The sequence below is a fragment of the Streptococcus macacae NCTC 11558 genome, from assembly GCF_000187995.2.
In the GTDB taxonomy this organism is placed as follows: Bacteria; Bacillota; Bacilli; order Lactobacillales; family Streptococcaceae; genus Streptococcus; species Streptococcus macacae.
In genome coordinates this window covers 1,538,994-1,563,473 of sequence record NZ_AEUW02000001.1, presented here as the reverse complement: position 1 = coordinate 1,563,473, position 24,480 = coordinate 1,538,994, and the positions used below count along the sequence as shown (strand labels likewise).

Sequence of the window (24,480 nt, the reverse complement as noted above, 5' to 3'; positions counted from 1 at the left end):
AAATGGCAGATAGAATTATCGAATTAAGAAACATTGTTTTTCGCTATGAAGAAAATCAGGAAATACCAACGCTGAATGACATCACGTTTCACGTGAAACGTGGAGAGTGGCTATCTATTATAGGACATAATGGTAGTGGAAAATCCACAGCTGTCCGTTTAATGGATGGGCTTTTAGAGGCTGAATCAGGGCAAATTCTCATAGATGGCCAAATATTAACAGACAATAATGTTTGGGATATCCGCCGTAAAATTGGAATGGTTTTTCAAAATCCTGACAATCAGTTTGTTGGGGCAACAGTAGAAGATGATGTTGCCTTTAGTTTAGAAAATATAGGCCTCCCACTTCCTGAAATGAAAGCTCGTGTCAATGAAGCTTTACAGCATGTTGACATGTTTGAATTTAAAACAAGGGAACCTGCTAGACTATCTGGAGGTCAAAAACAAAGAGTGGCAATTGCTGGTGCCATAGCTATGCGCCCTAAGATTATTATATTAGATGAAGCTACCAGTATGCTGGATCCTGAAGGACGTTTTGAACTTATTGCTACCATTCAAAAGATAAGAGAGCAATATGGAATGACTGTTATTTCTATTACTCATGATCTTGATGAAGTTTCTCTCAGTGATCGTGTTGTTGTTATGAAAAAGGGTCAGGTTGAATCCATTTCAAATCCACAGGAATTATTTTCCAGAGGGGATGAATTGCTAAGTTTAGGTTTAGATATTCCATTTACTTCAGCAGTTATAAAAGAATTGAAGAAAGCTCATTTTATATTTGATGAAAATTATTTGTTAGAAAAGGAATTAGAAAATCGATTATGGACATTGCTCTCCAAAAAGTAAGCTATACTTACCAAGCGGGAACTCCTTTTGAGGGACGTGCCCTTTTTGATATTGATTTGGAGATCAAAGATAAGAGCTTTACAGCTTTTATTGGACATACAGGTAGTGGAAAATCCACAATTATGCAACTGTTAAATGGTCTTAATATTCCTAGTGAAGGAACAGTTCATATTGGTGATGTGCTTATACAGTCCAATTCTAAAAGCAAAGATATTAAAAGTATTCGTAAGAATGTAGGGTTAGTTTTTCAATTTCCGGAGAGTCAGCTTTTTGAGGAAACCGTATTAAAGGATGTTTCATTTGGCCCTCAAAACTTTGGTGTTTCAAAAGCAGAATCTGAAAAATTAGCTCGGGAAAAGTTAGAATTAGTAGGTATTTCAGATACATTGTTTGAAAAAAATCCTTTTGAATTATCAGGTGGACAGATGCGGCGCGTGGCTATTGCAGGAATACTGGCTATGGAACCTAATACTTTGGTTTTAGATGAACCAACTGCAGGACTTGATCCTAAAGGACGTCAAGAGTTGATGGCGCTATTTAAGAAATTGCATCAAAAAGGTATGACAATTGTCTTAGTGACTCACTTAATGGATGATGTTGCAAATTATGCTGATTGGGTATACGTTTTAGAAAAAGGGCGTATTATTCAATCGGGCAGTCCTAAAAAAATTTTCCAAAATATTGAATTTCTTAGAAGTAAACATTTAGGTGTTCCTAAAATAACAGAATTTGCTGCGCAACTAAGAAAAAGAGGCATTGCTTTTAAATCTTTACCAATTACTTTAAAGGAATTTGTGGAGGAAGTAAGAGATGACTAATCTTATTCTCGGACGTTTTATTCCTGGAAATTCTTTTATCCATCAATTAGACCCCAGAAGTAAACTTTTGTCGATGTTTCTCTTTATTATAATTATTTTTTGGGCTAATAATGTCATAACAAATTTTTTGACGTTTCTTTTTACTCTGTCTTTAATTTTTTTGTCAGGTATTAAAATTTCCTTTTTTATAAAAGGATTGAGGCCGATGATAGGCTTAATTTTGTTTACGACCCTTTTCCAAATTCTTTTTACACAAAGCGGGCAGACTGTTTTTCAATTATGGATGATTAGGATAACCAATGGTGGCTTAAATCAGGCAGCTTTAATTTTTATGCGTTTTGTTTTAATCATTATTTTTTCAACACTTTTAACTTTGACTACGACACCGCTGAGTTTGGCAGATGCAGTTGAATCACTGTTACGTCCTCTAAAGCCATTGAAAGTCCCTGTTCATGAAATCGGATTAATGCTATCGTTGAGTTTACGTTTTGTTCCGACATTGATGGATGATACAACTCGAATAATGAATGCTCAAAAAGCACGTGGAGTTGATTTTGGTGAAGGTAGTTTAATACAAAAAATAAAATCAGTTATTCCCATTCTTATCCCTTTATTTGCTTCTAGTTTTAAACGGGCAGACGCTTTGGCGACTGCAATGGAAGCTCGTGGCTATCAAGGAGGTGAGGGGCGCAGTAAATATCGTAAATTACAATGGACATATAAGGATAGTTTATCATTAATAGTCATTTGCATACTTGGACTGCTCTTATTCTTTTTAAAAAATCGTTAAAACCATCTATTTAGATAGATGGTTTTTAAATTTAAATCTAAATGTAATATTTTTAATAGGTAAACAAAACTTTAGTAATATAAGTTCAGTATGATAGATAAAGCACTAATTAAAAGGAGTTAAAATAATGTTAATTAAAGATATGTTAGAAAATAAAACAAAAACTGTAAAAGCAGGAGTTGCTGGAATAGCAACAGCTGCCTCTCTTATTTTACCATTAGTTGCAAATGCTGATACTTATACTGTAAAATCAGGTGACACCTTATCAGAAATTGCGGCAACACATGGAACAACAGTTGAAAAACTTTCGCAATTGAACAAAATTGATAATAAGCATATGATTTATGAAAATCAAGTTTTAGAACTTGATAATTCTAAAACGGCACAGCCCACAGCAGTAGAAAAGGAAACAACTTCAACTACATCTGCAGAAAATGCAGTAAATTCAGAAGAAGCTTCAGCTGCAAATCAAACAGCTCCAGCCGTTTCAGAAGAAGTTCCGGCTACAACCGATGCAACTACAGTGGCACAAGAAAGTACTTCAACTACAACTGAAGCAAGTACATCTGCTGTGGCAACGACTAAAGCAAGTGCGGCTACTTCAACTGTAGAACCTTCAGCAACTACAACTAAAGCAAAAGCAGCCCCAGCAGCAACGGCTTCAGCTGCTAATGTAACTTCTAAAACTAAATCTGTTGCAGAAACAAAACAAACAACTACAAATGGCTTAAGTGCTTCCGATGCTGCTGCCAAAGAATTTATTTCTCAGAAAGAATCTGGAGGGAACTATAACGCTCAAAATGGTCAGTATTATGGACGTTATCAGTTAACAGATGCCTATTTAAATGGAGATCATTCAGCTGAAAATCAGGAACGTGTCGCAAATGCTTATGTGGCCAAGCGTTATGGTTCATGGACAGCAGCCCAAGCATTTTGGAATGCTAATGGTTGGTACTAAAATATTATCCATATTGTTTAAAAACACTTAAAAGCTAGTATTTTTAAGTGTTTTTATGTACTTAAAATAATTTTGTAATATTTTTAATATAAAAATAAAGTTGCAGTAATGTTTTCTGGTTATCATAGAAAAGGTATTATGAAAGGAAACAGTTTTTATGTATAGTAGAGTTAATAGAACAAAAATGAAAAAGAAAAAAATGATGAAAGGCCAGGTGCTGGTTTTACCTTTTTTAGTAGGAGCAGTAAGCCTATTTACGGGAGAATCTGTTAATACAGAGGCTCATATAAAAAAATCAGAATCTGTACTTGCTAAAAAGAACGCTGCTCAAGCACAAGAAGTCAATTCTCCTGCAACGACTGCAGCACCTTCTGAAGCCGAATCTACAATATCTGTTGCAGAAGTTACTCAAGCGCAAACAGAAAATCAAGGACAGGCGAATTATCAAACTGCTTATGCTTCGCAGACAGCCCAAGCTGCTAATGCTAATGGAAACTTAACTAACGGAAATTCTGCAGGAGCTACAGGTTCTGCCGCTGCAGCTCAAATGGCAGCAGCTACTGGAGTTTCGCAATCAACATGGGAATATATTATTGCACGTGAATCTAATGGCCAATCAAATGTTAGAAATGCTTCAGGAGCTGCAGGTCTTTTTCAAACTATGCCAGGATGGGGCTCAACAGCTACAGTGCAAGATCAAGTTAATTCAGCAATCAATGCTTATAAATCTCAAGGTTTATCTGCTTGGGGGATGTAAAAACACTTTTTATAGGTGTTTTTTTATTTTTTAAAACTGATAAATTAAAGTTTGAGTATTGCTTCATATTTGTGTTATAATACTTTTTGCGCATTTGGTGCGTTTCAAAATCGACCTTCAAATCGTTTTTTGAAATCAAATTTGATTGAAATACGACCTTCAAATCGTTATTTCTACGAAAAGATGGGAGAGAAAGTTATGTGTAATAACGCTAAAACACGTGTAGTTGTTGGTATGAGCGGAGGCGTTGATTCATCTGTAACGGCTCTTTTATTAAAGAATCAAGGCTATGATGTTGTTGGAGTGTTTATGAAGAACTGGGATGATACAGATGAATTTGGTGTTTGTACGGCAACTGAAGATTATAAAGATGTTGCTGCAGTAGCTGACCAGATTGATATCCCTTATTACTCTGTTAACTTTGAAAAAGAATACTGGGATCGTGTGTTTGAATATTTTCTGTCAGAATATCGTGCAGGGCGTACCCCTAATCCTGATGTTATGTGTAATAAAGAAATTAAGTTTAAAGCTTTTCTTGACTATGCTATGACTTTAGGAGCTGATTATGTAGCGACTGGGCATTATGCTCAGGTGATGCGTGATCAAAATGGAGTAGTTCACATGTTACGCGGTGTTGACACTAATAAAGATCAAACTTATTTTTTAAGTCAATTATCCCAAGAGCAGTTAAAAAGAGTTATGTTCCCTTTGGGACATCTGGAAAAATCAGTAGTTCGGGAAATAGCTGAAAAAGCAGGACTTGTCACTGCAAAGAAAAAAGATTCTACAGGTATTTGTTTTATTGGAGAAAAGAACTTTAAGAATTTTCTTAGCCAATATTTACCAGCTCAACCAGGGCGTATGCTGACAATAGATGGTAAAGATATGGGACCGCATTCTGGTTTGATGTATTATACTATTGGTCAGCGCGGAGGACTTGGTATTGGTGGTCAACACGGTGGCGACAATCAACCTTGGTTTGTGGTTGGAAAAGATTTATCACAAAATATTTTATATGTTGGTCAAGGTTTCTATCATAAGTCTCTTATGTCAACTAGATTGACAGCAAGTATGATACACTTTACACGAGATGTACCAAAATCTTTTACACTTGAATGTACGGCTAAGTTTCGTTATCGCCAACCAGATTCAAAAGTGACTGTATATGTTAATGGAAACAATGCCGAGGTCGTTTTTGCTGAACCTCAAAGGGCTATAACTCCTGGACAAGCAGTTGTTTTCTATGATGGAGATGAATGTTTAGGTGGTGGATTGATTGACAATGCTTACCAAGGAAAGAAGGTTTGTCAATATATATAAGTTTACAATTCTGTCAAGTTTACTGCTAAACTATGATTCTTGACATATTGATTTAATTTGTTAAAATATTTAATGATACTAACTATGATGGTCAAAGCTCATAGAAGGTGGTAGGTTTTTGCCATACCCTTTCTAAAGCTTTGACCATTTTTGTTTTTTGGGGGAAACAAGATGACACACAAATTTACTGAAAACTATGATGTTATTGTAATTGGCGCAGGACATGCTGGTGTTGAAGCTAGTCTTGCAACTAGCCGGATGGGTTGTAAGACTTTACTGGCTACTATTAATCTTGAAATGCTGGCTTTTATGCCTTGCAATCCATCTATTGGTGGTTCTGCTAAAGGAATTGTCGTTCGTGAGATTGATGCTTTAGGTGGTGAAATGGGTAAAAATATTGATAAATCCTATATCCAAATGAGAATGCTTAATACAGGAAAGGGCCCTGCTGTACGTGCTCTTCGAGCTCAGGCTGATAAAAGCCTTTATGCTCGAAATATGAAACATACTGTTGAACGTCAAAAGAATTTAACTTTACGGCAAACCATGATTGATGAAATTCTAGTTGAAAAAGGTAAAGTTATTGGAGTTAGAACGGCAACTAATCAAAAATACAGTGCCAAAGTTGTTATTGTTACAACAGGTACAGCTTTGCGCGGTGAAATTATTTTAGGTGAATTGAAATATTCTTCAGGCCCTAATAATAGTCTGGCTTCAGTGACACTAGCAGATAATTTACGTGATCTTGGACTTGAAATGGGGCGCTTTAAGACGGGAACTCCTCCACGTGTTAAAGCGAATTCTATTAGCTATGATGAAACGGAAATTCAGCCAGGAGATGAAAAACCTAATCTTTTTTCATTTTCTTCAAAAGAAGAGGACTATCTTAAAGATCAAATCCCGTGCTGGTTAACTTATACAAACCAAAATAGTCATGATATTATTAATAAAAATCTTTATAGAGCACCTATGTTTTCAGGTATTGTTCAAGGGGTTGGCCCGAGATATTGTCCTTCTATTGAAGACAAAATTGTTCGTTTTGCAGATAAAGAACGTCATCAGTTGTTTTTAGAACCTGAAGGGCGGGATACTGAGGAAGTTTACATTCAAGGTTTGTCTACAAGTCTGCCTGAGGATGTCCAAAAGGACTTAGTTCATTCTATTAAAGGGCTCGAGAAGGCTGAAATGATGCGTACTGGATACGCTATTGAGTATGATATTGTTTTACCGCATCAGCTGAGAGCAACTTTAGAAACAAAGAAAATATCTGGACTTTTCACAGCAGGCCAAACTAATGGAACATCAGGTTATGAGGAAGCTGCAGGTCAAGGGATCATTGCAGGCATTAATGCAGCTCTGAAAATTCAGGGTAAGCCAGAGTTGATTCTTAAACGCAGTGATGCTTATATTGGTGTTATGATTGATGATTTGGTAACAAAAGGGACCCTTGAACCTTATAGGCTGTTAACTTCCCGTGCAGAATATCGGCTCATTTTACGTCACGATAATGCAGATAGACGCCTAACTGAATTAGGTTATCAAATTGGTTTGGTAGATGATGAACGCTATTGTCAATTTAAAGCAAAAAAAGCTCAGTTTGAAAATGAATTAAACCGCTTAAATTCTTTAAAATTAAAACCAGTGAAAGAAACCAACGAGAAAGTGAAAAAGCTGGGTTTTAAGCCTTTAACAGATGCTGTTACTGCAAAAGAATTTATGCGCCGCCCAGAAGTCACTTATGCTGATGTTATTCAATTTATTGGTCCTGCTGCTGAAACTTTAGATGCTAAAGTCATTGAACTTTTGGAAACTGAAATTAAATACGAGGGTTATATCAAAAAAGCGCTGGATCAGGTGGCGAAAATGAAACGAATGGAGGAAAAGCGAATTCCTAAAAATATCAACTGGGATAACATTGATTCGATTGCGACTGAGGCGCGCCAAAAATTTAAAAAGATCAATCCTGAGACAATTGGTCAGGCTAGTCGTATTTCTGGAGTTAATCCAGCAGATATTTCAATTTTAATGGTCTACTTAGAAGGACGAAATAAATCTCATAATGCTAGATAAACATTAAAGTTAAACATAGTTCCGCCTCTATATTTTATAAAGTATTTGTGTTATAATTAGGGCTTAAGAGGTTTAGATAATGAAAAGATTTCGTTTTGCAACTAGCCATCTCATCATGATTGGTATGATTTTATTTGGAGTTTTGGCTATCAGTACTCGCGTTTTTCCAGATTCGCCCTTATTAATGCTGATTATTTTTTTAGTCTGTGTAGTGGTTGTTCTTATTCTATGTTATCAAAAAAGTGTTTATGAAATTTCTGAGTTAGAACAAATAGAGCTTTTGAACAGCCAAACTGAAAATAAATTGATTACAATGCTTGATCAAATGCCAGTAGGTGTCATTCAATTTGATCCTGAAACAAATAAAATTGAATGGTTTAATCCTTTTGCTGAACTTATTTTCACTAAAGAAGATGGAGAATTTGATCATGAATTTATCGGTGAAGTTATCCAAAACCGAAAAGAGGGTTCGGCTGACCAAACAATGGAAGTGGGAGAGAACAAATATTCTGTTTATTTAGATTTAATCAATGGTATCTTTTACTTCTTTAATTTAGTGAGAGAAAATGAAGATCAAAAACAGATCTCAGATTTACAAGCTGTTATTGGTGTTATTTCTATTGATAATTATGATGATATCATTGAAACTTTAGCTGACGCTGATGTCTCACAAATTAACGGTTTTATTGCAGGGTTCATTTCTGAATTTGCGCAAAATCGAGAAATTTTCTATCGTCGTGTTAGTATGGACCGCTTTTATTTCTTTACAGACTATAGTATTTTGAATCAACTGATAGAAGATAAATTTGATGTTTTGGAACAGTTTAGAAAAGAAGCACAGGAACGTCAGCTGCCTTTAACATTAAGCATGGGAATTTCTTATGGAATTGCTAATCATGACCAAATTGGTCAGGTTGCTTTGAAAAATCTTAATATTGCTCTTGTTCGTGGTGGAGATCAAGCCGTTATTCGTGAAAATGGAGAGCATAAAAAACTCCTATATTTTGGCGGTGGAACTGTTTCAACGATTAAACGATCTAGGACTAGAACACGTGCAATGATGACTGCTTTTTCAGATAAAATCAAAACTGCTGACTGTGTCTTTGTTGTTGGCCATAAAAATCTGGATATGGATGCTTTAGGAGCTTCTGTTGGTATGCAGACTTTTGCCAGAAATATCATTGATGAAGCTTATGTAGTTTACGATGAGCATAGCATGAGCCATGATGTTAAGCGCGCTATTCAACGATTAAAAGATGATGGAAAGACCCAGCTTTTGACAGTTGAAGAAGCACTGGAGAAAGTTACTGAAAATTCTCTTCTTGTTATGGTTGACCACTCTAAATTACAATTAACACTGTCAAGGGATCTTTACAGTAAGTTTACAGAAGTAATTGTTATTGATCATCATCGAAGAGAAGAAGATTTTCCAGATAATGCTGTTTTATCCTTTATTGAAAGTGGTGCTAGCAGTGCAAGTGAATTGGTTACAGAGCTATTGCAATTTCAAAATGGAAAAATCCGCTTGAGTAAAATTCAAGCTAGTATCGTCATGGCAGGAATTATGTTGGATACTAAAAACTTTTCTGCACGTGTTACCAGCCGTACATTTGATGTTGCTAGCTATTTACGTACTCTCGGAAGTGATAATGTCGAAATACAAAGTATATCCGCTCTTGATTTTGATGAATACCGTAAGATAAATGAACTTATTTTACATGGAGAGAAAGTTTTTCCAAATCTTATTATTGCTACAGGAGAAGATGATATAAGCTATACAAATGTTATTGCTAGTAAAGCTGCTGATACTATGTTAAATATGGCGGGTATTGAAGCAACATTTGTAATCACTAAAAATAGTTCAGGACAAGTTTGTATATCAGCTAGAAGCCATGATAAAATTAATGTCCAACGTATCATGGAAGAAATGGGTGGCGGAGGCCACTTTAATTTGGCGGCTTGTCAATTACAGGATATTAGCATTAAAGAGGCTCGTCAGCAGTTGATAGAAAAAATTGAAGAAGAATTTAAAGAGGAAGAGGGTTCTTAAGATGAAAGTTATTTTTTTAGCAGATGTTAAAGGCAAAGGCAAAAAAGGTGAGATCAAAGAGGTTCCTACTGGCTATGCTCAAAACTTTTTACTTAAAAAGAATTTAGCTAAAGAAGCTACTAATCAAGCCATTAATGAGCTGAAAGGAAAACAAAAGTCAGAAGAAAAGGCTCAAGCAGAACTTTTAGCTGAGGCACAGAACATTAAATCACAGTTAGAAAATGAAAAAACATTGCTTAAATTTAGTGAAAAGGTAGGTCCAGATGGCAGAACATTTGGTTCTATCACAGCTAAAAAAATTTCAGAGGAATTAACAAAGCAGTTTGGGATAACTATTAACAAACGCAGTATTAAGCTTGAACATCCCATTCGTGCTATTGGTTTGATTGAAGTTCCTGTAAAACTTCATAAAAATGTGGCTAGTGTTATTAAGCTTCAAATTAATGAGGCATAAGAATAATAAGTTATTAATGAATATCGGAGTTAGGAGGTGGCCTTTTGCCGGATACATCTGAATTGCGTGTACAGCCTCAAGATTTAGTTGCGGAACAGTCTGTATTAGGATCAATTTTTATATCTCCAGATAAATTGATTGCTGTTCGAGAGTTTATTGAACCAGAGGACTTTTATAAATATGCTCATCGTGTGATTTTTAAAGCTATGATTAGCCTTAGTGATCAAAATGATGCTATTGATGCAACGACTGTCAGAGCAATGCTTGATAATCAGGGTGATCTTCAAAATATTGGAGGTATTTCTTATTTAGCAGAGTTGGTTAATAGTGTACCAACAAGTGCAAATGCTGAATATTATGCCAAAATAGTATCAGAAAAAGCCATGCTGCGCCGTATTATTTCAAAGTTGACAGAAACAGTTAACCAGGCTTATGAAGGAGCAACGGATTCTGAGGATATCATTGCAAATGCTGAAAAAGCGCTGATTGATGTTAACGAACATAGCAATCGAAGCGGTTTTCGAAAAATTTCAGATGTTCTGGCTGTTAATTATGAAAATCTGGAAGTACGTTCAAAGCAAACGTCAGATGTCACTGGTTTAGCAACAGGCTTCAGAGATCTAGATAAGATTACAACAGGTTTACACCCTGATCAACTAGTTATTTTAGCTGCCAGACCGGCTGTCGGAAAAACTGCTTTTGTTCTCAACATTGCTCAAAATATTGGAACTAAAATGAAACAACCTGTGGCTATTTTTTCTCTAGAAATGGGGGCAGAAAGTTTAGTTGATCGGATGCTTGCCTCAGAAGGTATGGTAGATGCCCATAATTTACGTACCGGTCAGTTAACTGAACAGGATTGGCAAAATATAACCCTTGCTCAAGGGACTCTTGCTGATGCACCTATTTATATCGATGACACTCCAGGAATTAAAGTTACAGAAATTAGAGCGCGTGCGCGCAAGCTGGATAAAGAGCTTGAAGATGGTTTAGGTTTGATTGTTATTGATTATTTGCAATTGATTACTGGTACGCGGCCAGAAAATCGTCAGCAGGAGGTTTCTGACATTTCTCGTCAGTTAAAAATTTTAGCTAAAGAACTTAGAGTCCCAGTCATTGCACTGAGCCAATTATCGCGTGGAGTTGAGCAGCGGCAAGATAAAAGGCCTGTCTTGTCTGATATTCGTGAATCAGGCTCTATTGAACAGGATGCAGATATTGTTGCTTTCTTGTATCGTGATGATTACTATGAGCGCAGTGACAAAGATGGAGAAGATCAGTTAGTAGATAATACGATAGAAGTTATTTTGGAAAAAAATCGTGCAGGAGCTAGAGGAACGGTGAAGTTGATGTTTCAGAAAGAATATAATAAGTTTTCTAGTATTGCCCAATTTGAAGAAAGATAAGAGAGGTTAAACAATGAGTGATGCATTTACAGATGTTGCAAAAATGAAAAAAATTAAAGAAGCTATTAAAGCTCATGAAGGTCAAGAAGTTGAGTTAACACTCGAAAACGGACGTAAACGTGAGAAAAATAAAGTTGGCCGTTTAATTGAGGTTTACTCCTCTCTTTTTATTGTAGAATACAAAGATAAAGCTAGTGTTCCAGGTGAAATTGATAATACCTATGTAGAATCTTACACATATTCTGATATTCTTACAGAAAAAACATTAATTCGTTATTTTGATTAATTTTAACTTTTAGGATACCGATTCTTTAAAATTTCCGTAGTTTCAATAGGCTAATGATATTTTGCATAGGGTTAAGATAGATTTAAAAATTTTGACCATCAATTAAAAGTTGAAAAGAGATCGTTTCATTGTAAGACAGCACTATGGGATGTGATCACTTTCGAATGATACAGTGCTGTTTCTTAGTGATAATTCTCTTTACAAGACTCTTATTCTATGGTATACTTTTCTTCGTGTGAAATAACAGCAGGAAAATATGAAGCTCGTCAACAGTTAGTTCTTCTAGCAGATTTTCTGGTTTTATGGCATAGCTTATTAAATAGAAATTCTGCAGAGGTCAGTAGTCTTGGCTGTTTAGATGAAAATTAACTGCACGAATCAGGATTTTCTAAATCGTTATTTCCTCAAAATTTACTTTTTAGAGGAGGACTTTATAACATGTCACGTTATACAGGACCATCATGGAAACAATCACGTCGCCTTGGACTGTCTTTGACAGGAACAGGCAAGGAATTAGCACGTCGCAATTACGTGCCGGGACAGCACGGTCCTAACAATCGTGGGAAACTTTCAGAATATGGATTGCAATTGGCTGAAAAACAAAAACTTCGCTTTACTTATGGTGTTGGCGAAAAACAATTTCGTAATCTTTTTGTTCAAGCTACTAAGATTAAAGGTGGCATTCTTGGTTACAACTTTATGCTTTTGTTAGAACGTCGCCTTGATAATGTTGTTTATCGTCTTGGTTTAGCAACCACTCGCCGTCAGGCGCGTCAATTTGTTAACCATGGGCACATTCTTGTTGATGGTAAACGTGTTGATATTCCATCCTACCGTGTTGAAGTTGGTCAAGTGATTTCGGTTCGTGAAAAATCAGTGAAGGTTCCTGCTATCCTTGAAGCTGTTGAAGCGACTCTTGGACGTCCAGCTTTTGTGTCATTTGATGCTGATAAACTGGAAGGTTCATTAACTCGCCTTCCTGAACGCGATGAAATTAATCCAGAAATTAATGAAGCACTTATCGTTGAATTCTATAACAAAATGCTTTAGTATTTATTCAAAAACCTTATTTATGGCTAAATTTTACCTTTTACTTAATGTTGAGTCATTCAATTATTGAAAGGTAAGCCTAATAAGGTTTTTTCTTATATCCTAAAATACTAGTGCATCATTTTAATGATAAAACTAGTCATTTGTTCTGGGCTTTCAATTTTTCCGCGAGCTATCCACATTTGACAAACACCAAATAAGGCATTAATAATGTACATAATCCCATATTCAGTTTCTACATGAGATAGTTTTTTATGTTTAAAAGATATAGAATCTCCAATTTGTAAATTGTGCTTAATTAAAATCTTAAATTTATTTTTTAAAAAGTCTTGTATCTCTTTAGTTCCATTTTCAGATAAAAGCGCAGCAAACAAAGGTTCACGATTGAGAAACTGAAAAATTTCTAGAATTGTCTTGTCCTGCTTGGTTGAGTTTTTATCAAAAATGTATTCTAGTTTATTAAAAAGCGATTGCTGGTATTTATCAATCATCTCATATTTATCTTTATAATGTGTATAAAAACTACTGCGGCTGAGATGAGCAGCATGTGTTAGCTGAGTGATAGTGATAGTGTTAAAACTTTCTTCTTTTAATAAATTTGCCATTGCCTCTTCAAGGGCTTTTTTAGTTTTTTCTTTTTTAGTATTCTTCATCTTAGAAGTCTCCTTTTGAACAAAATTATACATCATGTCTAAAAATAAAAATTTTAACTTGTTTAATTAGTATATATGAGTATAATTTATTATATCAAATATTTAGACATAATGTACAAAGAGAGGAAAAAATGTTTAAAGAATTGAAGTCGGTTATTAAAAAACCAATGCTTTGGATTACAATGATTGGAGTTGCCTTAGTTCCTGCCTTGTATAATATCATATTTTTGAGTTCAATGTGGAATCCTTATGGTAAGGTTTCTCAATTACCAGTTGCCGTTGTCAATGAAGATAAACCTGCAGCTTATAATGGGAAAAGTATGACTGTAGGTAAGGATGTTATTTCTGGCATGTCTAAAAATAAAAATTTGGATTATCATTTTGTTGATAGCAAAAAAGCTCAGACTGGGCTTCATAAAGGCGACTATTACATGATAGTCACTCTTCCTAAAGATCTATCAAAAAATGCTGCTAGTATTCTCACCCACAATCCCAAACAATTGACCATTCCTTATCAAACTTCTAAGGGCCATAGCTTTGTTGCTTCTAAAATGAGTGAAACTGCTGCAAAAACTTTAAAGGAATCCGTTTCTAAAGATTTGACCAGTTCATATAGCATAGCTCTTTTTAGCAATATAGCAAAATTGCAAACAGGTTTAGGAGCTGCTTCAGACGCTAGTCAAAAATTAGCCGATGGTTCTACGCAATTATTTAACGGTGGACAATTGTTGGCTAATAATTTAGGTAGCTTATCGGATGCTAGTGGTACTTTAGCTCAAGGGGCAGATAGTCTGTATTCAGGTTTATCACGTTATACAGGAGGAGTAGATCAACTTTCTACAGGCTTATCAAGTTTATCAACAGGAGTGACCTCTTATACAGGAGGTGTTAATCAATTAGCAACTGGTACAGAACTGCTCAATGGACAATCACAGAGATTGCTAGGAGGACTTGCACAATTAAGTAATAGTTCTGGTCAGATCAATCAATTAGTATCAGCAGTCAATCAATTAAATCAAGGTCTTTCAACCTTATCAGCAAAGTTGCCAAATGGAGAACAACTTAAGCAAATCCAAGGTTTGGAAGCTTCGCTAACAAGCTTGAATAAAGCTATTCAAAGTTATAGTGAAAATAATTCTTCAGCAGCATCTTCTTCAGGAAATTCAAATATCAGTGCTTATTTGACTTCTATTACAACAGCAGCACAGGCTATTGCGAATTCGTCAGGAACGACAACTACAACAAATCAACAGCCTACAAATTCACTTGCAGCTGTTCAAGCTACTAATGCTTATAAGAAATTATCTTCTGAAGATCAGGCAGAAATTGCTGCAGCTTTAGCCAATACGAATAGCTCTTCAGCAACATCTACGACAACGGCTAACCCAGATATTGCTAATCAAGCACAAGCTATTATAAATAATGTTCAGAGTATCCAAAATTTATTACCAACTTTACAGACTGCAACTTCAAAACAGCAAACTGCAGATTCTCAAAGCCTGACACAATTAAAAGAAACAGCAAACACTGTACTTCCTGCAGCTGCATCTCAGTTGACAAGTATGTCAAGTGCTTTAATGCAGATTAATACAAGCTTGACCAACCAATTCATTCCAGTAAGCAAAGCAATTGTAAACAATACTAGTTTGATGGGAAATCGTTTAAGTGCTGGAGCTAATACATTGTCAATTGGTTTCAATCGTTATGCTGGTGCTGTAAATACTCTTAATACAGGGGCAAATACTTTAGCGGCTAATAATAATCAATTATTAGGTGGTGTCAATCAGCTTGTCAACGGTGCTAATACTTTGTCTAATAATTCAAGTAACTTGACAAGCGGCAGCAACCAACTGGCAAGCGGAATAAACAAATTGTCAACTGGTTCAAGTCAATTATCAGATGGCAGTCAAACGCTAGTTAGTGGCTTGTCAATATTGTCAAGCGGTAATGATAAACTGCATAAATCTTTATCTACAGCTAAAAATAAATTATCTTTTGTATCTGTTGATAAAACAAACGCTAAAACTTTAGCAAGTCCAGTTTCTGTTAAACATAGTGACAAGGATAATGTTGCTACAAATGGGGTTGGTATGGCTCCTTATATGATGTCAGCAGCTCTTATGGTAATGGCCTTGTCAACCAATACTATTTTTAGAACAGCTTTATCTGGCAAAAAGGCAACTTCTTTAGGTATGTGGGTAAATCAAAAATTAGCTGTTAATGGCTTAATTGCTGTTTTAGGAGCCATTATACTTTATTTAGGCGTTCATATGATAGGCTTATCTGCCAATTTTGAATTTAAAACATTAGGATTGACTATTTTAACAAGTATTACTTTTATGACTTTAGTTACGACTCTTGTTACTTGGAATGATAGGTTTGGGGCATTCGCTGCTTTAGTATTGCTTTTGCTTCAACTAGGTTCCAGTGCAGGAACCTATCCTTTAGCTTTAAGCGATTCCTTTTTCCAAACGGTTAATCCTTATCTGCCTATGAGTTATTCTGTTTCAGGGCTGCGAGAAACCATTTCAATGACAGGTAATATCGGCAGTCAAATCAGATTTTTGAGTTTATTCTTTCTTATTTTTGCTGTTTTAGGGTTAGTTATTGCTCGAAAAAAAGTTTTGAAAGATGCCAACCATTAAAACTCGAATAAAATGAGATAAATGATAATCATTCTCTATCTCATTTTATGCTTTGATTCAACAATATTAATATTGAAAAAAATGTCTATTTATGGGAAAATATAGCCAAGTTACTTTATCAAAGGAGCAAATGGATGAGAGATGATATTAAAATAAATGATCGAGCTGCAGCTATTAGCGAACAACTAATTGAAAAACTTGAAAAAATTTATGATCCTGAAATAGAGTTGGATATCTATAATCTCGGTTTGATTTATGAAATCCATTTAGATGAAACAGGTTTTTGTAAATTAGTGATTACTTTTACTGAAGTTAATTGTGGCTGTATTGACACACTTCCGGCAGAGATTATTGATTCTCTTTCAGAAATTGAAGGAATTAATAAGGTGGGAGTTGAGGTGGTCTGGTCACCTGCTTGGAAAATAACACGTATCAGCCGTTTTGGCAGAATAGCACTTGGTATTAGTCCCAAATAATGATACTAAAAGAAAGGGCAGCCAGATTTCCTTTTATGCATGCCATTAAAAGTTATCAAAAGAATAACCTCTCATAAGCTACTGACATACCTATAGCTTATGAGAGGTTATTTGTTTATAAATAAGAATGGTGTTAGATACTTATTTTTTACCAGTCTCTTCTGGTTTCCAAAAGTCTGTTACAGCTCCTTTGGATGCTGATGATACAATATGAGCGTATTTACCAAGTACTCCACGTGAATAAAGCGGTGGTAGCTGGGTTGTTTCCTGACGGTGTTTCAACTCTTCTTCTGTGATATCAAAGTGTAATTCTTTTGTATCCTGATCAATCGTCACGATATCACCTGTTTGTAGGTAAGCAATAGGACCGCCATCTTGAGCTTCAGGAGCAATATGGCCGACAACTAATCCATAAGTACCGCCAGAAAACCGTCCGTCTGTGAGCAGAGCCACTTTTTCACCTTGTCCTTTACCGACAATCATAGATGATAGTGACAGCATTTCTGGCATACCAGGACCGCCTTTAGGTCCCACAAACCGAACGACAACGACATCTCCATCAACAATATCATCATTCAATACGGCTTCAATGGCTTCTTCTTCTGAATTAAAAACTTTAGCAGGTCCGACATGGCGGCGAACTTTAACACCAGAGACTTTAGCAACAGCACCATCTGGGGCTAAGTTGCCGTGTAAAATGATAAGGGGACCATCAGCTCGTTTAGGATGATCAAGTGGCATGATAACTTTTTGGCCGGGAGCTAAGTCTGAGAAGTTTTCCAAATTTTCAGCAACTGTTTTACCAGTGCAAGTTATACGATCTCCATGGAGAAAGCCATTAGCTAAAAGGTATTTCATAACTGCTGGAACACCGCCAGCTTCATAAAGATCTTGGAAAACATATTGTCCTGATGGTTTTAAATCAGCTAAATGAGGAACTTTCTCTTGGAAGGTATTAAAATCATCAAGAGTTAGATCAACATTAGCAGCATGAGCAATAGCCAAAAGATGAAGCGTCGAGTTAGTGGAGCCTCCTAATGCCATAGTCACAGTGATAGCATCTTCAAAAGCTTCACGCGTTAGAATATCTGATGGTTTAATTCCTAACTCAAGCATTTTAACAACAGCGCGGCCAGCTTCTTCAATGTCAGCTTTTTTATCTGCCGATTCAGCAGGATGAGATGATGAGCCTGGAAGACTGAGTCCTAGTACTTCGATAGCTGTTGCCATAGTATTTGCAGTATACATTCCCCCACAGCCACCAGGTCCAGGACAGGCATTGCATTCTAAAGCTTTAACTTCTTCTTCAGTCATATCTCCATGATTCCAATGACCGACTCCTTCAAATACAGATACCAAATCAATATCTTTACCATCTAAACTGCCAGGAGCAATGGTACCGCCATAGGCAAAGATAGCTGGGATATCCATATTAGCCATAGCAATGACAGATCCGGGCATGTTTTTATCACAGCCGCCAATAGCAACAAAAGCATCAGCGTTATGTCCTCCCATAGCCGCTTCAATTGAGTCAGCGATAATATCGCGTGAAGTTAAGGAGAAACGCATGCCTTGGGTTCCCATAGCAATACCATCTGCAACTGTGATTGTACCAAATTGTACGGGCCATGCTCCTGCATCTTTAATACCAACTTTTGCTAGTTTTCCGAAATCATGTAAATGTATGTTACATGGTGTATTTTCAGCCCAGGTAGAAATCACACCAACAATAGGTGTTTCGAAATCTTTGTCAGTCATGCCAGTTGCACGCAACATAGCACGATTGGGTGACTTGACCATTGAATCGTACACAGAGCTACGATTTCTTAAATTTTTCAGCTTCTCTTTATCAGTCATTTGACCGCTTCCTTTCGACATAATATGATATATGTAGGATATTAACACCCTCATTATAGCACAAATAAATAAGCTAATCATCCTATTATTGGAAAATGTCATTATTTTCTGAAAAATATTTAGTAATTGGGTGCTAGCAATGAACTAAATAGTATGATAGAGATTATGTATTAATTTTGGACTTAGAATAATTAAAATTTACAAGCCCCTACTGTCCTAAACGGCTGTTATAGCCATAATAGTGATAAAGGAAGTAAAAATTGGCTACCTTCTTTTATTATAAGTTCTGCAAAAGCTTTAATCGTGTTACAATAATATTATGCTATCAAAAAAATTTTATGATTTAATGAGAACAGATACCATTGCAACAGCCAAGGCTTTATTGGGGATGGACTTGCTTTTAGATGGAAAAAGGTTAGGCAGGATTGTTGAAACAGAAGCTTATTTGGGCAGTAAGGACAGTGCTTGTCATAGTGCTAACAATCGTCGGACGCCTAAAAATGAGTCTATGTATTTAGCAGCTGGTCATTGGTATATCTATCAGATTTATGGCCATCAAATGCTTAATTTAGTGACTAAACCCCAAGATATAGCAGAAGCTGTGTTAATTCGAGCGCTTGAAACAGCTGATGGAAATGTAGTAGCTAATGGTCCTGGAAAGTTAACAAAGTTTGCTGGTATTGATAAAGCTTTTGATGGAAAATCTATTGAATCTTCAAAGCTTCAGTTAAAAGAAAACTTGCAGCCGCTTCGGATTGCTGTTCGTCCTCGAATTGGAGTGACTTGTACAGATGATTGGCGAAATGAACCGCTTTGTTTTTATGTTTCTGGTAACCGGCATGTCTCAAGAATTTCAAAAAAGTCTCTGTTACCAGATCAAAAAACATGGAATAATAAAAAGCTTTACTAAACTGTAAAGCTTTTTTTATACGGATTCTCTAAAAATATCAGCTGTTCATAGTATCTAGTCCCTTATAAATAATTTACACTAACTTGATAAGGCCGTAAAGTTTTATATTAGGCATATAAAAAGCAAGATTAGTGATTTGATGCAATGCCTTTAGGCTCTAAATAACGCTGAACTATTCCCAGTATAATATCAGACATTACAGCCATTAAAGCCGTTGGCAGGGAACCCGCTAAAATGATTGCTCCTCCATTAGTAGCATTTGTTCCGCGAATAATAATATCTCCTAATCCGCCGCCGCCAACAAAGGCTCCTATAGCTGTTATCCCAATTGCAACAACTAAGGCATTGCGTATTCCAGCCATAATAACGGCTAGTGAAAGGGGGAGTTCTACCATTAGCAATTGCTGTTGGCTAGTCATTCCCATACCTTTTGCAGCATCAACCAAGTCAGAGTTGACATTTGTGATACCAGCATAGGTATTGCTGATAATTGGTAAGAGAGAATACAAAAATACTGTTGTTATAACGGTTTTTGTACCTAGTCCCAATCCTAACATAATAATGGAAATCATTGCTAATGAAGGAATCGTTTGGATAACGTTAGCCATACCGATGACAAAACCTTTGAGTTTTCCTTTTTTAGCAATTAATATACCTAATGGAATACCAAGAATTGCAGCAAGGAGAACTCCATATATAGAAATTAAAAAATGCCGTAAGAATTGCGTTAAAACATAACTGCCATTATGATTAAAGTAATAAACCAGTTGCTGTATAAGTCCCATATGACTCATTGTTTATCGCCTCCTCGAAAATAGTGATGTTCTTTCAAAAATTGTTGAGCAACCAGTGATGGTTCTAATAGTTGGTCGTCTACTTTGTAGTTAAGTTTTTGCATTGTTTTGAGACTGATTTTGCCATCTAAACGATGAAGCAGCTTTTTTAATTTAGGGTATTTTCTGAGAATACTATTGTTAACTACCATTGAAGTATCATAAGGAGGGAAGAAGTGTTTATTGTCTTTTAGGATCTTAAGTTTATAGCTTTGAATACGGCCATCTGTTGAATATCCAAGAACAACCTGCATTTTATTGTTTTCAACAGCATCATAGACAAGGCCTATTTGCATAGGATAAATCTTTTTAAAAGAGAATTTATAGGCTCGGCTAAAATCTTTATAGCCATCTCCTTTTCGGTTCATCCAGGTACTGTCAACTCCTGTACGTGCTGTTGCAGATAGCTTTTTTAAATCTGAGACAGATTTCAGTTGATTTTCCTGAGCAAATTTTTCTGTCACCATGAAAGCATAAGTATCTGCAAAGCCATAGGTTGGGAACCAAGTTTGATCATACCTTTTGGTAAACTCTTTTTTAACGATTTTGGCTGCCTTACTAGGATCTTTTTCAGCAGGTAAGTTCAGTGTTCCGGTTAAGTCTGTTCCTGTGTAACGTGTAGCTGCAATATCAGCATCTTTTCGCAGGAGTGCTTGGTGTCCTACATTTGCAGAACCAAGATTAGATATTAAAGTAGTGTTATATCCCAACTCATGATGGATTAGTTCGCTAATCATATTGGCCATAATACTAGATTCTGTAGTGCTCATGGCTGCAATTTTAATGTTAGCAGAATTGTTGCTTTTAGAGGCGCCGTTAGAGTGACAGCCTGTTAAAACAGTTATCAAAATAGCGGTAAGGCTGAGTAGAAAATAAGTCCGTTTTTTCATATCATAAATTCCCCTTTTGCTTTGGTGTTAAATAATATTCCAAACGTCCGAGTAGGTAATCAACAATCAGAGAAAGTAAAATAACAGGAATAGTTCCTCCAATAATTAAAGAGGGCTGGAATAAGCTTAAGCCGCTAAAAATAAGATCGCCTAAGCCGCCTGCTCCAATATAGGATGCTAACGTTGCCCAAGCAATAACATAAACGGCAGATAATCGAATTCCTGTCATAATGACGGGAACTGCCAGCGGCAGCTCAACCTGAAGGATTGATTGAATAGGTGTCATTCCCATACCCTTTGCACTGTCTTTTAAGGTAGGGTCAACATTATTGACACCAATATAAGTGTTTCTCATGATTGGGAGAAGGGAATAAACGAACAAGGCAAAAATAGCAGGTGTTTTTCCAATACCAAAAAACGGAATCATAATAGCTAAAAGAGCGAGACTAGGGATAGTTTGTAGGATGCTGGCAAGTCCGATGAAAATTTTTGCTAATTTAGGAAAGCGTGTCAAAGCGATACCTATTGGAACGGCAACAATGATTCCCAGTAGGAGAGCCAAGGCAGAAATGTAAATTTGTTCCCAAGTTTTAATAACGAGTTCACTGCCGTGCTGTGCTAAAAATTCAGTCATCATGATTCCTCCGTATCTTGATTACCCCAAATAATATCATAGAGCATATCTACTAGGGAAGAACGCGTTACAATCCCTTTTAGGTGGTTTTCTTCATCAATGACGGGCACATATTTAACACCGCGCTTTAAGATACGGTGGGCAGTGTCTCTTAAAAGCTGTTCTTCTTTTAAATAAAAATTAACTTTGTTTAGAATGTTAGAGACTAAAAGGTCTTGTTTATAATTATTATTTAAAGTTTCAATATCAATAAAGCCTAGTAGTTTGTTATCCTCATCTGTTACTAAGAGTGAATCAACACGACGTTGTCTCATTAGAGAGATTGCGTCTTGTAAGGTTTTATCTGGAGAGATAGAAACAGGATTTGTAAGCATGATTGTCTTAACAGGGGTGATATCAGCGCGTGCTTGAATTAAACGATCTTCGCCAATCATTTTTTGAACAAATGGTGTCGCAGGGTGACGAAGCAAATTGGTAGGGCTGTCTTGCTGAATCATATGGCCTTTATCCATAACAACAACTTTAGTAGCTAATTTTAAAGCTTCATCCATATCATGAGTAACCAATACAATGGTCTTCCCAGTTTTTTCCTGCAAAGATTTCACCAAATCTTGCAGGCCTTCGCGAGTAATGGGATCTAAGGCACCAAAAGGTTCGTCCATCAAAATAATATCTTGATCAGCCGCTAAAGCCCGAATAACACCGATACGTTGTTGCTGGCCTCCTGATAATTCATAAGGATAGCGATCCAAGAAATCCTCAGGCAGCTCAACAAGTTTTATAAGTTCTTTGGCTTTAGCTTTTTTCTTTTCTTCTGGCCATTTTAATAGCTTAGGAACGAGTGTGATATTTTCATAAATCGTCATATGCGGCATAAGACCAATATTTTGGATAACATAACCTGTTTTACGTCTCAGTTGGACGGGATTAAGATTAGAAATATCTTCTCCCTTTATTAAAATTTGGCCTGATGTTGGTCTTAGCATTCTGTTGACCATTCTCATAATGGTCGTTTTACCAGAGCCGCTTGTACCGATAAAACAGACAAATTCTCCTGGCATAATTTTGAGATTGATATGCTCAACAGCAACATTATCACCATAAATTTTGTTAATACTTTTAAATTCAATAACTGGTTCTTGATCCATAGTTTTCTCCTTAACAAGCGTTTACGCCTAGCTTAAACTAAGCGATATCTAAAATGTTAAAAGTTCTCTATTACTTAATAGTATATCAAGCTTATGTTACAAAAATAAGACAATCGTAACTTAAGGTAAATCTCATCTTGCTGTCTTTTTGGCTTTTTGTTAAAAAAAGACGGGCTAAGGTTATTGCTTTAATTAATTTAAAAGCTTTTATTTTCATTTGAAATGGAAGAGGAATCAGTGATTAAAAAGCGGATCGCTCAGCTTAAACTCAAAATTGCTGACATCTACCAATCCTACCGTCTGATCACTCTGATAGAGTTCAATGAGAAAGTCGGCCATTTCTTTGCTGGTATGATAGGTTGTAAAATGATCATCGTAATTGTAAGCAGGTGAATCAGTGGCAATTTGCCCAAATTCACTTTTAGTGGCAGCAGGAGCTAAAACCTTTGCTTTTAAAGGACAATGATTGGCTTTTAATTCGAGTGCCAGTCCTTCTGTAAAAGCGCTGACATAGAATTTGCTGGCACAGTAGGTCACCGCATTTGGAACGATCATATAACCGCCTCTGGAAGAAAGGTTGATAAGCTGAGCACCTTCTGTATTTTTGTAGTCTTTGACATAAAGACTTGACAAAATTGTTAAAGTTTCAATATTGAGATGAATCATTTGTCTAATTTTATCCAGATCTTGATGATAGACACTGTCATAATTGCCAAAACCAGCATTGTTAATCCAAGTTATAATGGGATAAGCTTTTAATTTCTGATAAAGTTTAAAAGCATTTTCTGCCAGAGAAAGATCCGTTGATTCAATAACGACATCGATTTGCGGAAAACAAGAAAGGATCTCTTTCTTGAGTTTTTCTAATCGGTGCTGACGCCTGGCAACTAAAATAAGATTATTCCCCAGCTTTGCAAAGGCTTTTGCGCTTTCTAGTCCAATACCAGAGCTGGCTCCAGTGATGCAAACATAATTTTTTGAATTTATCATATATTCAATACCTCCTTTTAAGTTATAATAAGGATAACACCTAGAGTAAACTAGAGGTCAAGCCAAAAAAGGAGATAAAATGCACTATTCAATCGGAAAATTTTCAACATTAACACATCTTAGTATCCACACATTGAGGTACTATGAAAAAGAAGGGCTGTTAAAACCGAAAAGGGACAGCAGCAACAGGCGGTATTATGATGAGCGGGATTATCAATGGCTTCTTTTTATTCTGCGTTTGAAAGCTGTCGGTATGCCCATAAAGGAAATCAAGCATTACTCCCAACTGCGAGAAGCAGGGGAGGAGACTTACTTGGAGAGGCTAAAGCTCTTGGAAGAACATTTGCAGGTTTTAGATCAAAATATAGCGGTTCTGTTGCATAATAGAGAAAAGCTTGTTGAAAAGATAAATTTTTATAAAGAAAAGCTATCTTTGTAAACCCCTTGTTTTCTCCAAATAATAGCCGTTTGAATATAATGGAAATAGCAAGGCATAAACAGAATCATTAACAGCTTTTTTATGTTGACGCTATTAAAAGAGCTGAAAAGAAGGGGATTTAAAATAAAGCGCCAAGCTTTCCATTTTGACAATTTACAAGTGATAGAGGCTGAAAAATGATTGTCTATCTATTGGTTGAAC

General features: G+C 36.0%; 23 protein-coding genes and 1 pseudogene. 17 read left to right on the top strand and 7 right to left on the bottom strand.

What is annotated here, in order from left to right; all coding sequences use genetic code 11:
- The first annotated feature begins 2 nt into the window (after positions 1 to 2).
- From STRMA_RS07405 to rpsD, 12 genes are all read left to right on the top strand, one after another.
- Positions 3 to 845, top strand: a complete 843-nt coding sequence (locus STRMA_RS07405) for an energy-coupling factor ABC transporter ATP-binding protein (protein WP_003081194.1) — start codon at positions 3 to 5, stop codon at positions 843 to 845.
- Positions 821 to 1,663: an energy-coupling factor transporter ATPase gene (locus STRMA_RS07400; protein ID WP_003082334.1), complete on the top strand. Its 843-nt coding sequence runs from the start codon at positions 821 to 823 to the stop codon at positions 1,661 to 1,663. Before STRMA_RS07405 ends, STRMA_RS07400 begins: the two co-directional genes overlap by 25 nt.
- Positions 1,656 to 2,453 carry an energy-coupling factor transporter transmembrane component T family protein gene (locus tag STRMA_RS07395; RefSeq protein ID WP_003080157.1) on the top strand — a complete coding sequence of 266 codons (798 nt, stop codon included), beginning with the start codon at positions 1,656 to 1,658 and terminating at the stop codon, positions 2,451 to 2,453. The genes STRMA_RS07400 and STRMA_RS07395 overlap by 8 nt, the downstream gene beginning before the upstream one ends.
- A gap of 127 nt (positions 2,454 to 2,580) precedes the next feature.
- Entirely contained in the window at positions 2,581 to 3,411 is an 831-nt protein-coding gene (gene apf / locus STRMA_RS07390; protein ID WP_003080809.1) for an aggregation-promoting factor, read from the top strand.
- A 157-nt stretch (positions 3,412 to 3,568) separates the two neighbouring features.
- Complete coding sequence (locus STRMA_RS07385; RefSeq protein WP_003078513.1) at positions 3,569 to 4,168, top strand: transglycosylase SLT domain-containing protein; 600 nt, start codon at positions 3,569 to 3,571, stop codon at positions 4,166 to 4,168.
- Positions 4,169 to 4,366: 198 nt separating this feature from the next.
- Positions 4,367 to 5,488, top strand: a complete 1,122-nt coding sequence (gene mnmA, locus STRMA_RS07380; RefSeq protein ID WP_003078479.1) for a tRNA 2-thiouridine(34) synthase MnmA — start codon at positions 4,367 to 4,369, stop codon at positions 5,486 to 5,488.
- Positions 5,489 to 5,659: 171 nt separating this feature from the next.
- A complete protein-coding gene (gene mnmG / locus STRMA_RS07375) occupies positions 5,660 to 7,558 on the top strand; it encodes a tRNA uridine-5-carboxymethylaminomethyl(34) synthesis enzyme MnmG (protein ID WP_003081220.1) in 1,899 nt (632 codons plus the stop codon).
- 79 nt (positions 7,559 to 7,637) lie between these two features.
- On the top strand, positions 7,638 to 9,608 hold the full coding sequence (locus tag STRMA_RS07370; RefSeq protein WP_003081979.1) for a DHH family phosphoesterase: 1,971 nt from the start codon (positions 7,638 to 7,640) through the stop codon (positions 9,606 to 9,608).
- Between the two features lies 1 nt (position 9,609).
- Positions 9,610 to 10,062 carry a 50S ribosomal protein L9 gene (gene rplI / locus STRMA_RS07365; RefSeq protein WP_003082155.1) on the top strand — a complete coding sequence of 151 codons (453 nt, stop codon included), beginning with the start codon at positions 9,610 to 9,612 and terminating at the stop codon, positions 10,060 to 10,062.
- A 44-nt stretch (positions 10,063 to 10,106) separates the two neighbouring features.
- Positions 10,107 to 11,468, top strand: coding sequence for a replicative DNA helicase (gene dnaB, locus STRMA_RS07360; protein ID WP_003080852.1), 1,362 nt, complete (start codon positions 10,107 to 10,109; stop codon positions 11,466 to 11,468).
- A 13-nt stretch (positions 11,469 to 11,481) separates the two neighbouring features.
- Complete coding sequence (gene sprV, locus STRMA_RS07355; protein WP_003081296.1) at positions 11,482 to 11,754, top strand: transcriptional regulator SprV; 273 nt, start codon at positions 11,482 to 11,484, stop codon at positions 11,752 to 11,754.
- 438 nt (positions 11,755 to 12,192) lie between these two features.
- Positions 12,193 to 12,804 carry a 30S ribosomal protein S4 gene (gene rpsD, locus STRMA_RS07350; protein WP_003079808.1) on the top strand — a complete coding sequence of 204 codons (612 nt, stop codon included), beginning with the start codon at positions 12,193 to 12,195 and terminating at the stop codon, positions 12,802 to 12,804.
- A 110-nt stretch (positions 12,805 to 12,914) separates the two neighbouring features.
- On the opposite strand, the gene STRMA_RS07345 is transcribed toward rpsD, so the two are convergent.
- Positions 12,915 to 13,457, bottom strand: a complete 543-nt coding sequence (locus STRMA_RS07345) for a TetR/AcrR family transcriptional regulator (RefSeq protein ID WP_003080545.1) — start codon at positions 13,455 to 13,457, stop codon at positions 12,915 to 12,917.
- A 131-nt stretch (positions 13,458 to 13,588) separates the two neighbouring features.
- Here STRMA_RS07345 and STRMA_RS07340 point away from each other — a divergent pair, with 131 nt between their 5' ends.
- Both STRMA_RS07340 and STRMA_RS07335 read left to right on the top strand, forming a co-directional pair.
- Positions 13,589 to 16,102 carry a YhgE/Pip domain-containing protein gene (locus STRMA_RS07340; protein WP_003078580.1) on the top strand — a complete coding sequence of 838 codons (2,514 nt, stop codon included), beginning with the start codon at positions 13,589 to 13,591 and terminating at the stop codon, positions 16,100 to 16,102.
- A gap of 134 nt (positions 16,103 to 16,236) precedes the next feature.
- Positions 16,237 to 16,578, top strand: coding sequence for a metal-sulfur cluster assembly factor (locus tag STRMA_RS07335; protein WP_003080443.1), 342 nt, complete (start codon positions 16,237 to 16,239; stop codon positions 16,576 to 16,578).
- A 141-nt stretch (positions 16,579 to 16,719) separates the two neighbouring features.
- Here the strand turns inward: STRMA_RS07335 and ilvD are convergent, their stop codons facing one another.
- Positions 16,720 to 18,435 (bottom strand): dihydroxy-acid dehydratase, encoded by a 1,716-nt coding sequence (gene ilvD, locus STRMA_RS07330; protein ID WP_003082227.1) that lies wholly within the window; start codon positions 18,433 to 18,435, stop codon positions 16,720 to 16,722.
- Positions 18,436 to 18,754: 319 nt separating this feature from the next.
- On the opposite strand from ilvD, the gene STRMA_RS07325 reads away from it, so the two are divergent.
- The gene (locus tag STRMA_RS07325) at positions 18,755 to 19,345 is read left to right on the top strand and encodes a DNA-3-methyladenine glycosylase (RefSeq protein ID WP_003079800.1); all 591 of its coding nucleotides are present in this window, start codon (positions 18,755 to 18,757) and stop codon (positions 19,343 to 19,345) included.
- 128 nt (positions 19,346 to 19,473) lie between these two features.
- Here STRMA_RS07325 and STRMA_RS07320 read toward each other — a convergent pair whose 3' ends face one another.
- The 5 genes from STRMA_RS07320 to STRMA_RS07300 form a co-directional block, all read right to left on the bottom strand.
- Complete coding sequence (locus STRMA_RS07320; protein ID WP_003081668.1) at positions 19,474 to 20,139, bottom strand: ABC transporter permease; 666 nt, start codon at positions 20,137 to 20,139, stop codon at positions 19,474 to 19,476.
- Positions 20,136 to 21,068, bottom strand: a complete 933-nt coding sequence (locus STRMA_RS07315) for an osmoprotectant ABC transporter substrate-binding protein (RefSeq protein WP_003078527.1) — start codon at positions 21,066 to 21,068, stop codon at positions 20,136 to 20,138. Before STRMA_RS07315 ends, STRMA_RS07320 begins: the two co-directional genes overlap by 4 nt.
- Before the next feature lies 1 nt (position 21,069).
- On the bottom strand, positions 21,070 to 21,702 hold the full coding sequence (locus STRMA_RS07310; RefSeq protein ID WP_003081566.1) for an ABC transporter permease: 633 nt from the start codon (positions 21,700 to 21,702) through the stop codon (positions 21,070 to 21,072).
- Entirely contained in the window at positions 21,702 to 22,850 is a 1,149-nt protein-coding gene (locus STRMA_RS07305; RefSeq protein WP_003080998.1) for a betaine/proline/choline family ABC transporter ATP-binding protein, read from the bottom strand. The genes STRMA_RS07310 and STRMA_RS07305 overlap by 1 nt, the downstream gene beginning before the upstream one ends.
- A 234-nt stretch (positions 22,851 to 23,084) precedes the next feature.
- Positions 23,085 to 23,840 (bottom strand): SDR family NAD(P)-dependent oxidoreductase, encoded by a 756-nt coding sequence (locus tag STRMA_RS07300; protein ID WP_003080390.1) that lies wholly within the window; start codon positions 23,838 to 23,840, stop codon positions 23,085 to 23,087.
- 79 nt (positions 23,841 to 23,919) lie between these two features.
- Between STRMA_RS07300 and STRMA_RS07295 the strand changes: the two genes are divergently transcribed.
- Positions 23,920 to 24,279, top strand: a complete 360-nt coding sequence (locus STRMA_RS07295) for a MerR family transcriptional regulator (RefSeq protein WP_003082263.1) — start codon at positions 23,920 to 23,922, stop codon at positions 24,277 to 24,279.
- Positions 24,280 to 24,342: 63 nt separating this feature from the next.
- Positions 24,343 to 24,459, top strand: a pseudogene (locus STRMA_RS09940) (phosphoglycerate mutase family protein); the annotation flags it as partial.
- Positions 24,460 to 24,480 lie beyond the last annotated feature (21 nt).

Excerpts from the sequence above, each read along its gene's own strand:
- STRMA_RS07400 (WP_003082334.1), top strand. The coding sequence starts at position 821 with ATGGACATTGCTCTCCAAAAAGTAAGCTATACTTACCAAGCGGGAACT.
- STRMA_RS07320 (WP_003081668.1), bottom strand. The coding sequence starts at position 20,139 with ATGAGTCATATGGGACTTATACAGCAACTGGTTTATTACTTTAATCAT.
- mnmA (WP_003078479.1), top strand. The coding sequence starts at position 4,367 with ATGTGTAATAACGCTAAAACACGTGTAGTTGTTGGTATGAGCGGAGGC.
- STRMA_RS07335 (WP_003080443.1), top strand. The coding sequence starts at position 16,237 with ATGAGAGATGATATTAAAATAAATGATCGAGCTGCAGCTATTAGCGAA.
- STRMA_RS07305 (WP_003080998.1), bottom strand. The coding sequence starts at position 22,850 with ATGGATCAAGAACCAGTTATTGAATTTAAAAGTATTAACAAAATTTAT.
- ilvD (WP_003082227.1), bottom strand. The coding sequence starts at position 18,435 with ATGACTGATAAAGAGAAGCTGAAAAATTTAAGAAATCGTAGCTCTGTG.
- STRMA_RS07385 (WP_003078513.1), top strand. The coding sequence starts at position 3,569 with ATGTATAGTAGAGTTAATAGAACAAAAATGAAAAAGAAAAAAATGATG.
- STRMA_RS07295 (WP_003082263.1), top strand. The coding sequence starts at position 23,920 with ATGCACTATTCAATCGGAAAATTTTCAACATTAACACATCTTAGTATC.
- rpsD (WP_003079808.1), top strand. The coding sequence starts at position 12,193 with ATGTCACGTTATACAGGACCATCATGGAAACAATCACGTCGCCTTGGA.
- STRMA_RS07340 (WP_003078580.1), top strand. The coding sequence starts at position 13,589 with ATGTTTAAAGAATTGAAGTCGGTTATTAAAAAACCAATGCTTTGGATT.
- STRMA_RS07345 (WP_003080545.1), bottom strand. The coding sequence starts at position 13,457 with ATGAAGAATACTAAAAAAGAAAAAACTAAAAAAGCCCTTGAAGAGGCA.
- STRMA_RS07300 (WP_003080390.1), bottom strand. The coding sequence starts at position 23,840 with ATGATAAATTCAAAAAATTATGTTTGCATCACTGGAGCCAGCTCTGGT.
- STRMA_RS07310 (WP_003081566.1), bottom strand. The coding sequence starts at position 21,702 with ATGACTGAATTTTTAGCACAGCACGGCAGTGAACTCGTTATTAAAACT.
- STRMA_RS07405 (WP_003081194.1), top strand. The coding sequence starts at position 3 with ATGGCAGATAGAATTATCGAATTAAGAAACATTGTTTTTCGCTATGAA.
- STRMA_RS07315 (WP_003078527.1), bottom strand. The coding sequence starts at position 21,068 with ATGAAAAAACGGACTTATTTTCTACTCAGCCTTACCGCTATTTTGATA.
- STRMA_RS07395 (WP_003080157.1), top strand. The coding sequence starts at position 1,656 with ATGACTAATCTTATTCTCGGACGTTTTATTCCTGGAAATTCTTTTATC.
- STRMA_RS07370 (WP_003081979.1), top strand. The coding sequence starts at position 7,638 with ATGAAAAGATTTCGTTTTGCAACTAGCCATCTCATCATGATTGGTATG.
- apf (WP_003080809.1), top strand. The coding sequence starts at position 2,581 with ATGTTAATTAAAGATATGTTAGAAAATAAAACAAAAACTGTAAAAGCA.
- rplI (WP_003082155.1), top strand. The coding sequence starts at position 9,610 with ATGAAAGTTATTTTTTTAGCAGATGTTAAAGGCAAAGGCAAAAAAGGT.
- mnmG (WP_003081220.1), top strand. The coding sequence starts at position 5,660 with ATGACACACAAATTTACTGAAAACTATGATGTTATTGTAATTGGCGCA.
- sprV (WP_003081296.1), top strand. The coding sequence starts at position 11,482 with ATGAGTGATGCATTTACAGATGTTGCAAAAATGAAAAAAATTAAAGAA.
- STRMA_RS07325 (WP_003079800.1), top strand. The coding sequence starts at position 18,755 with ATGCTATCAAAAAAATTTTATGATTTAATGAGAACAGATACCATTGCA.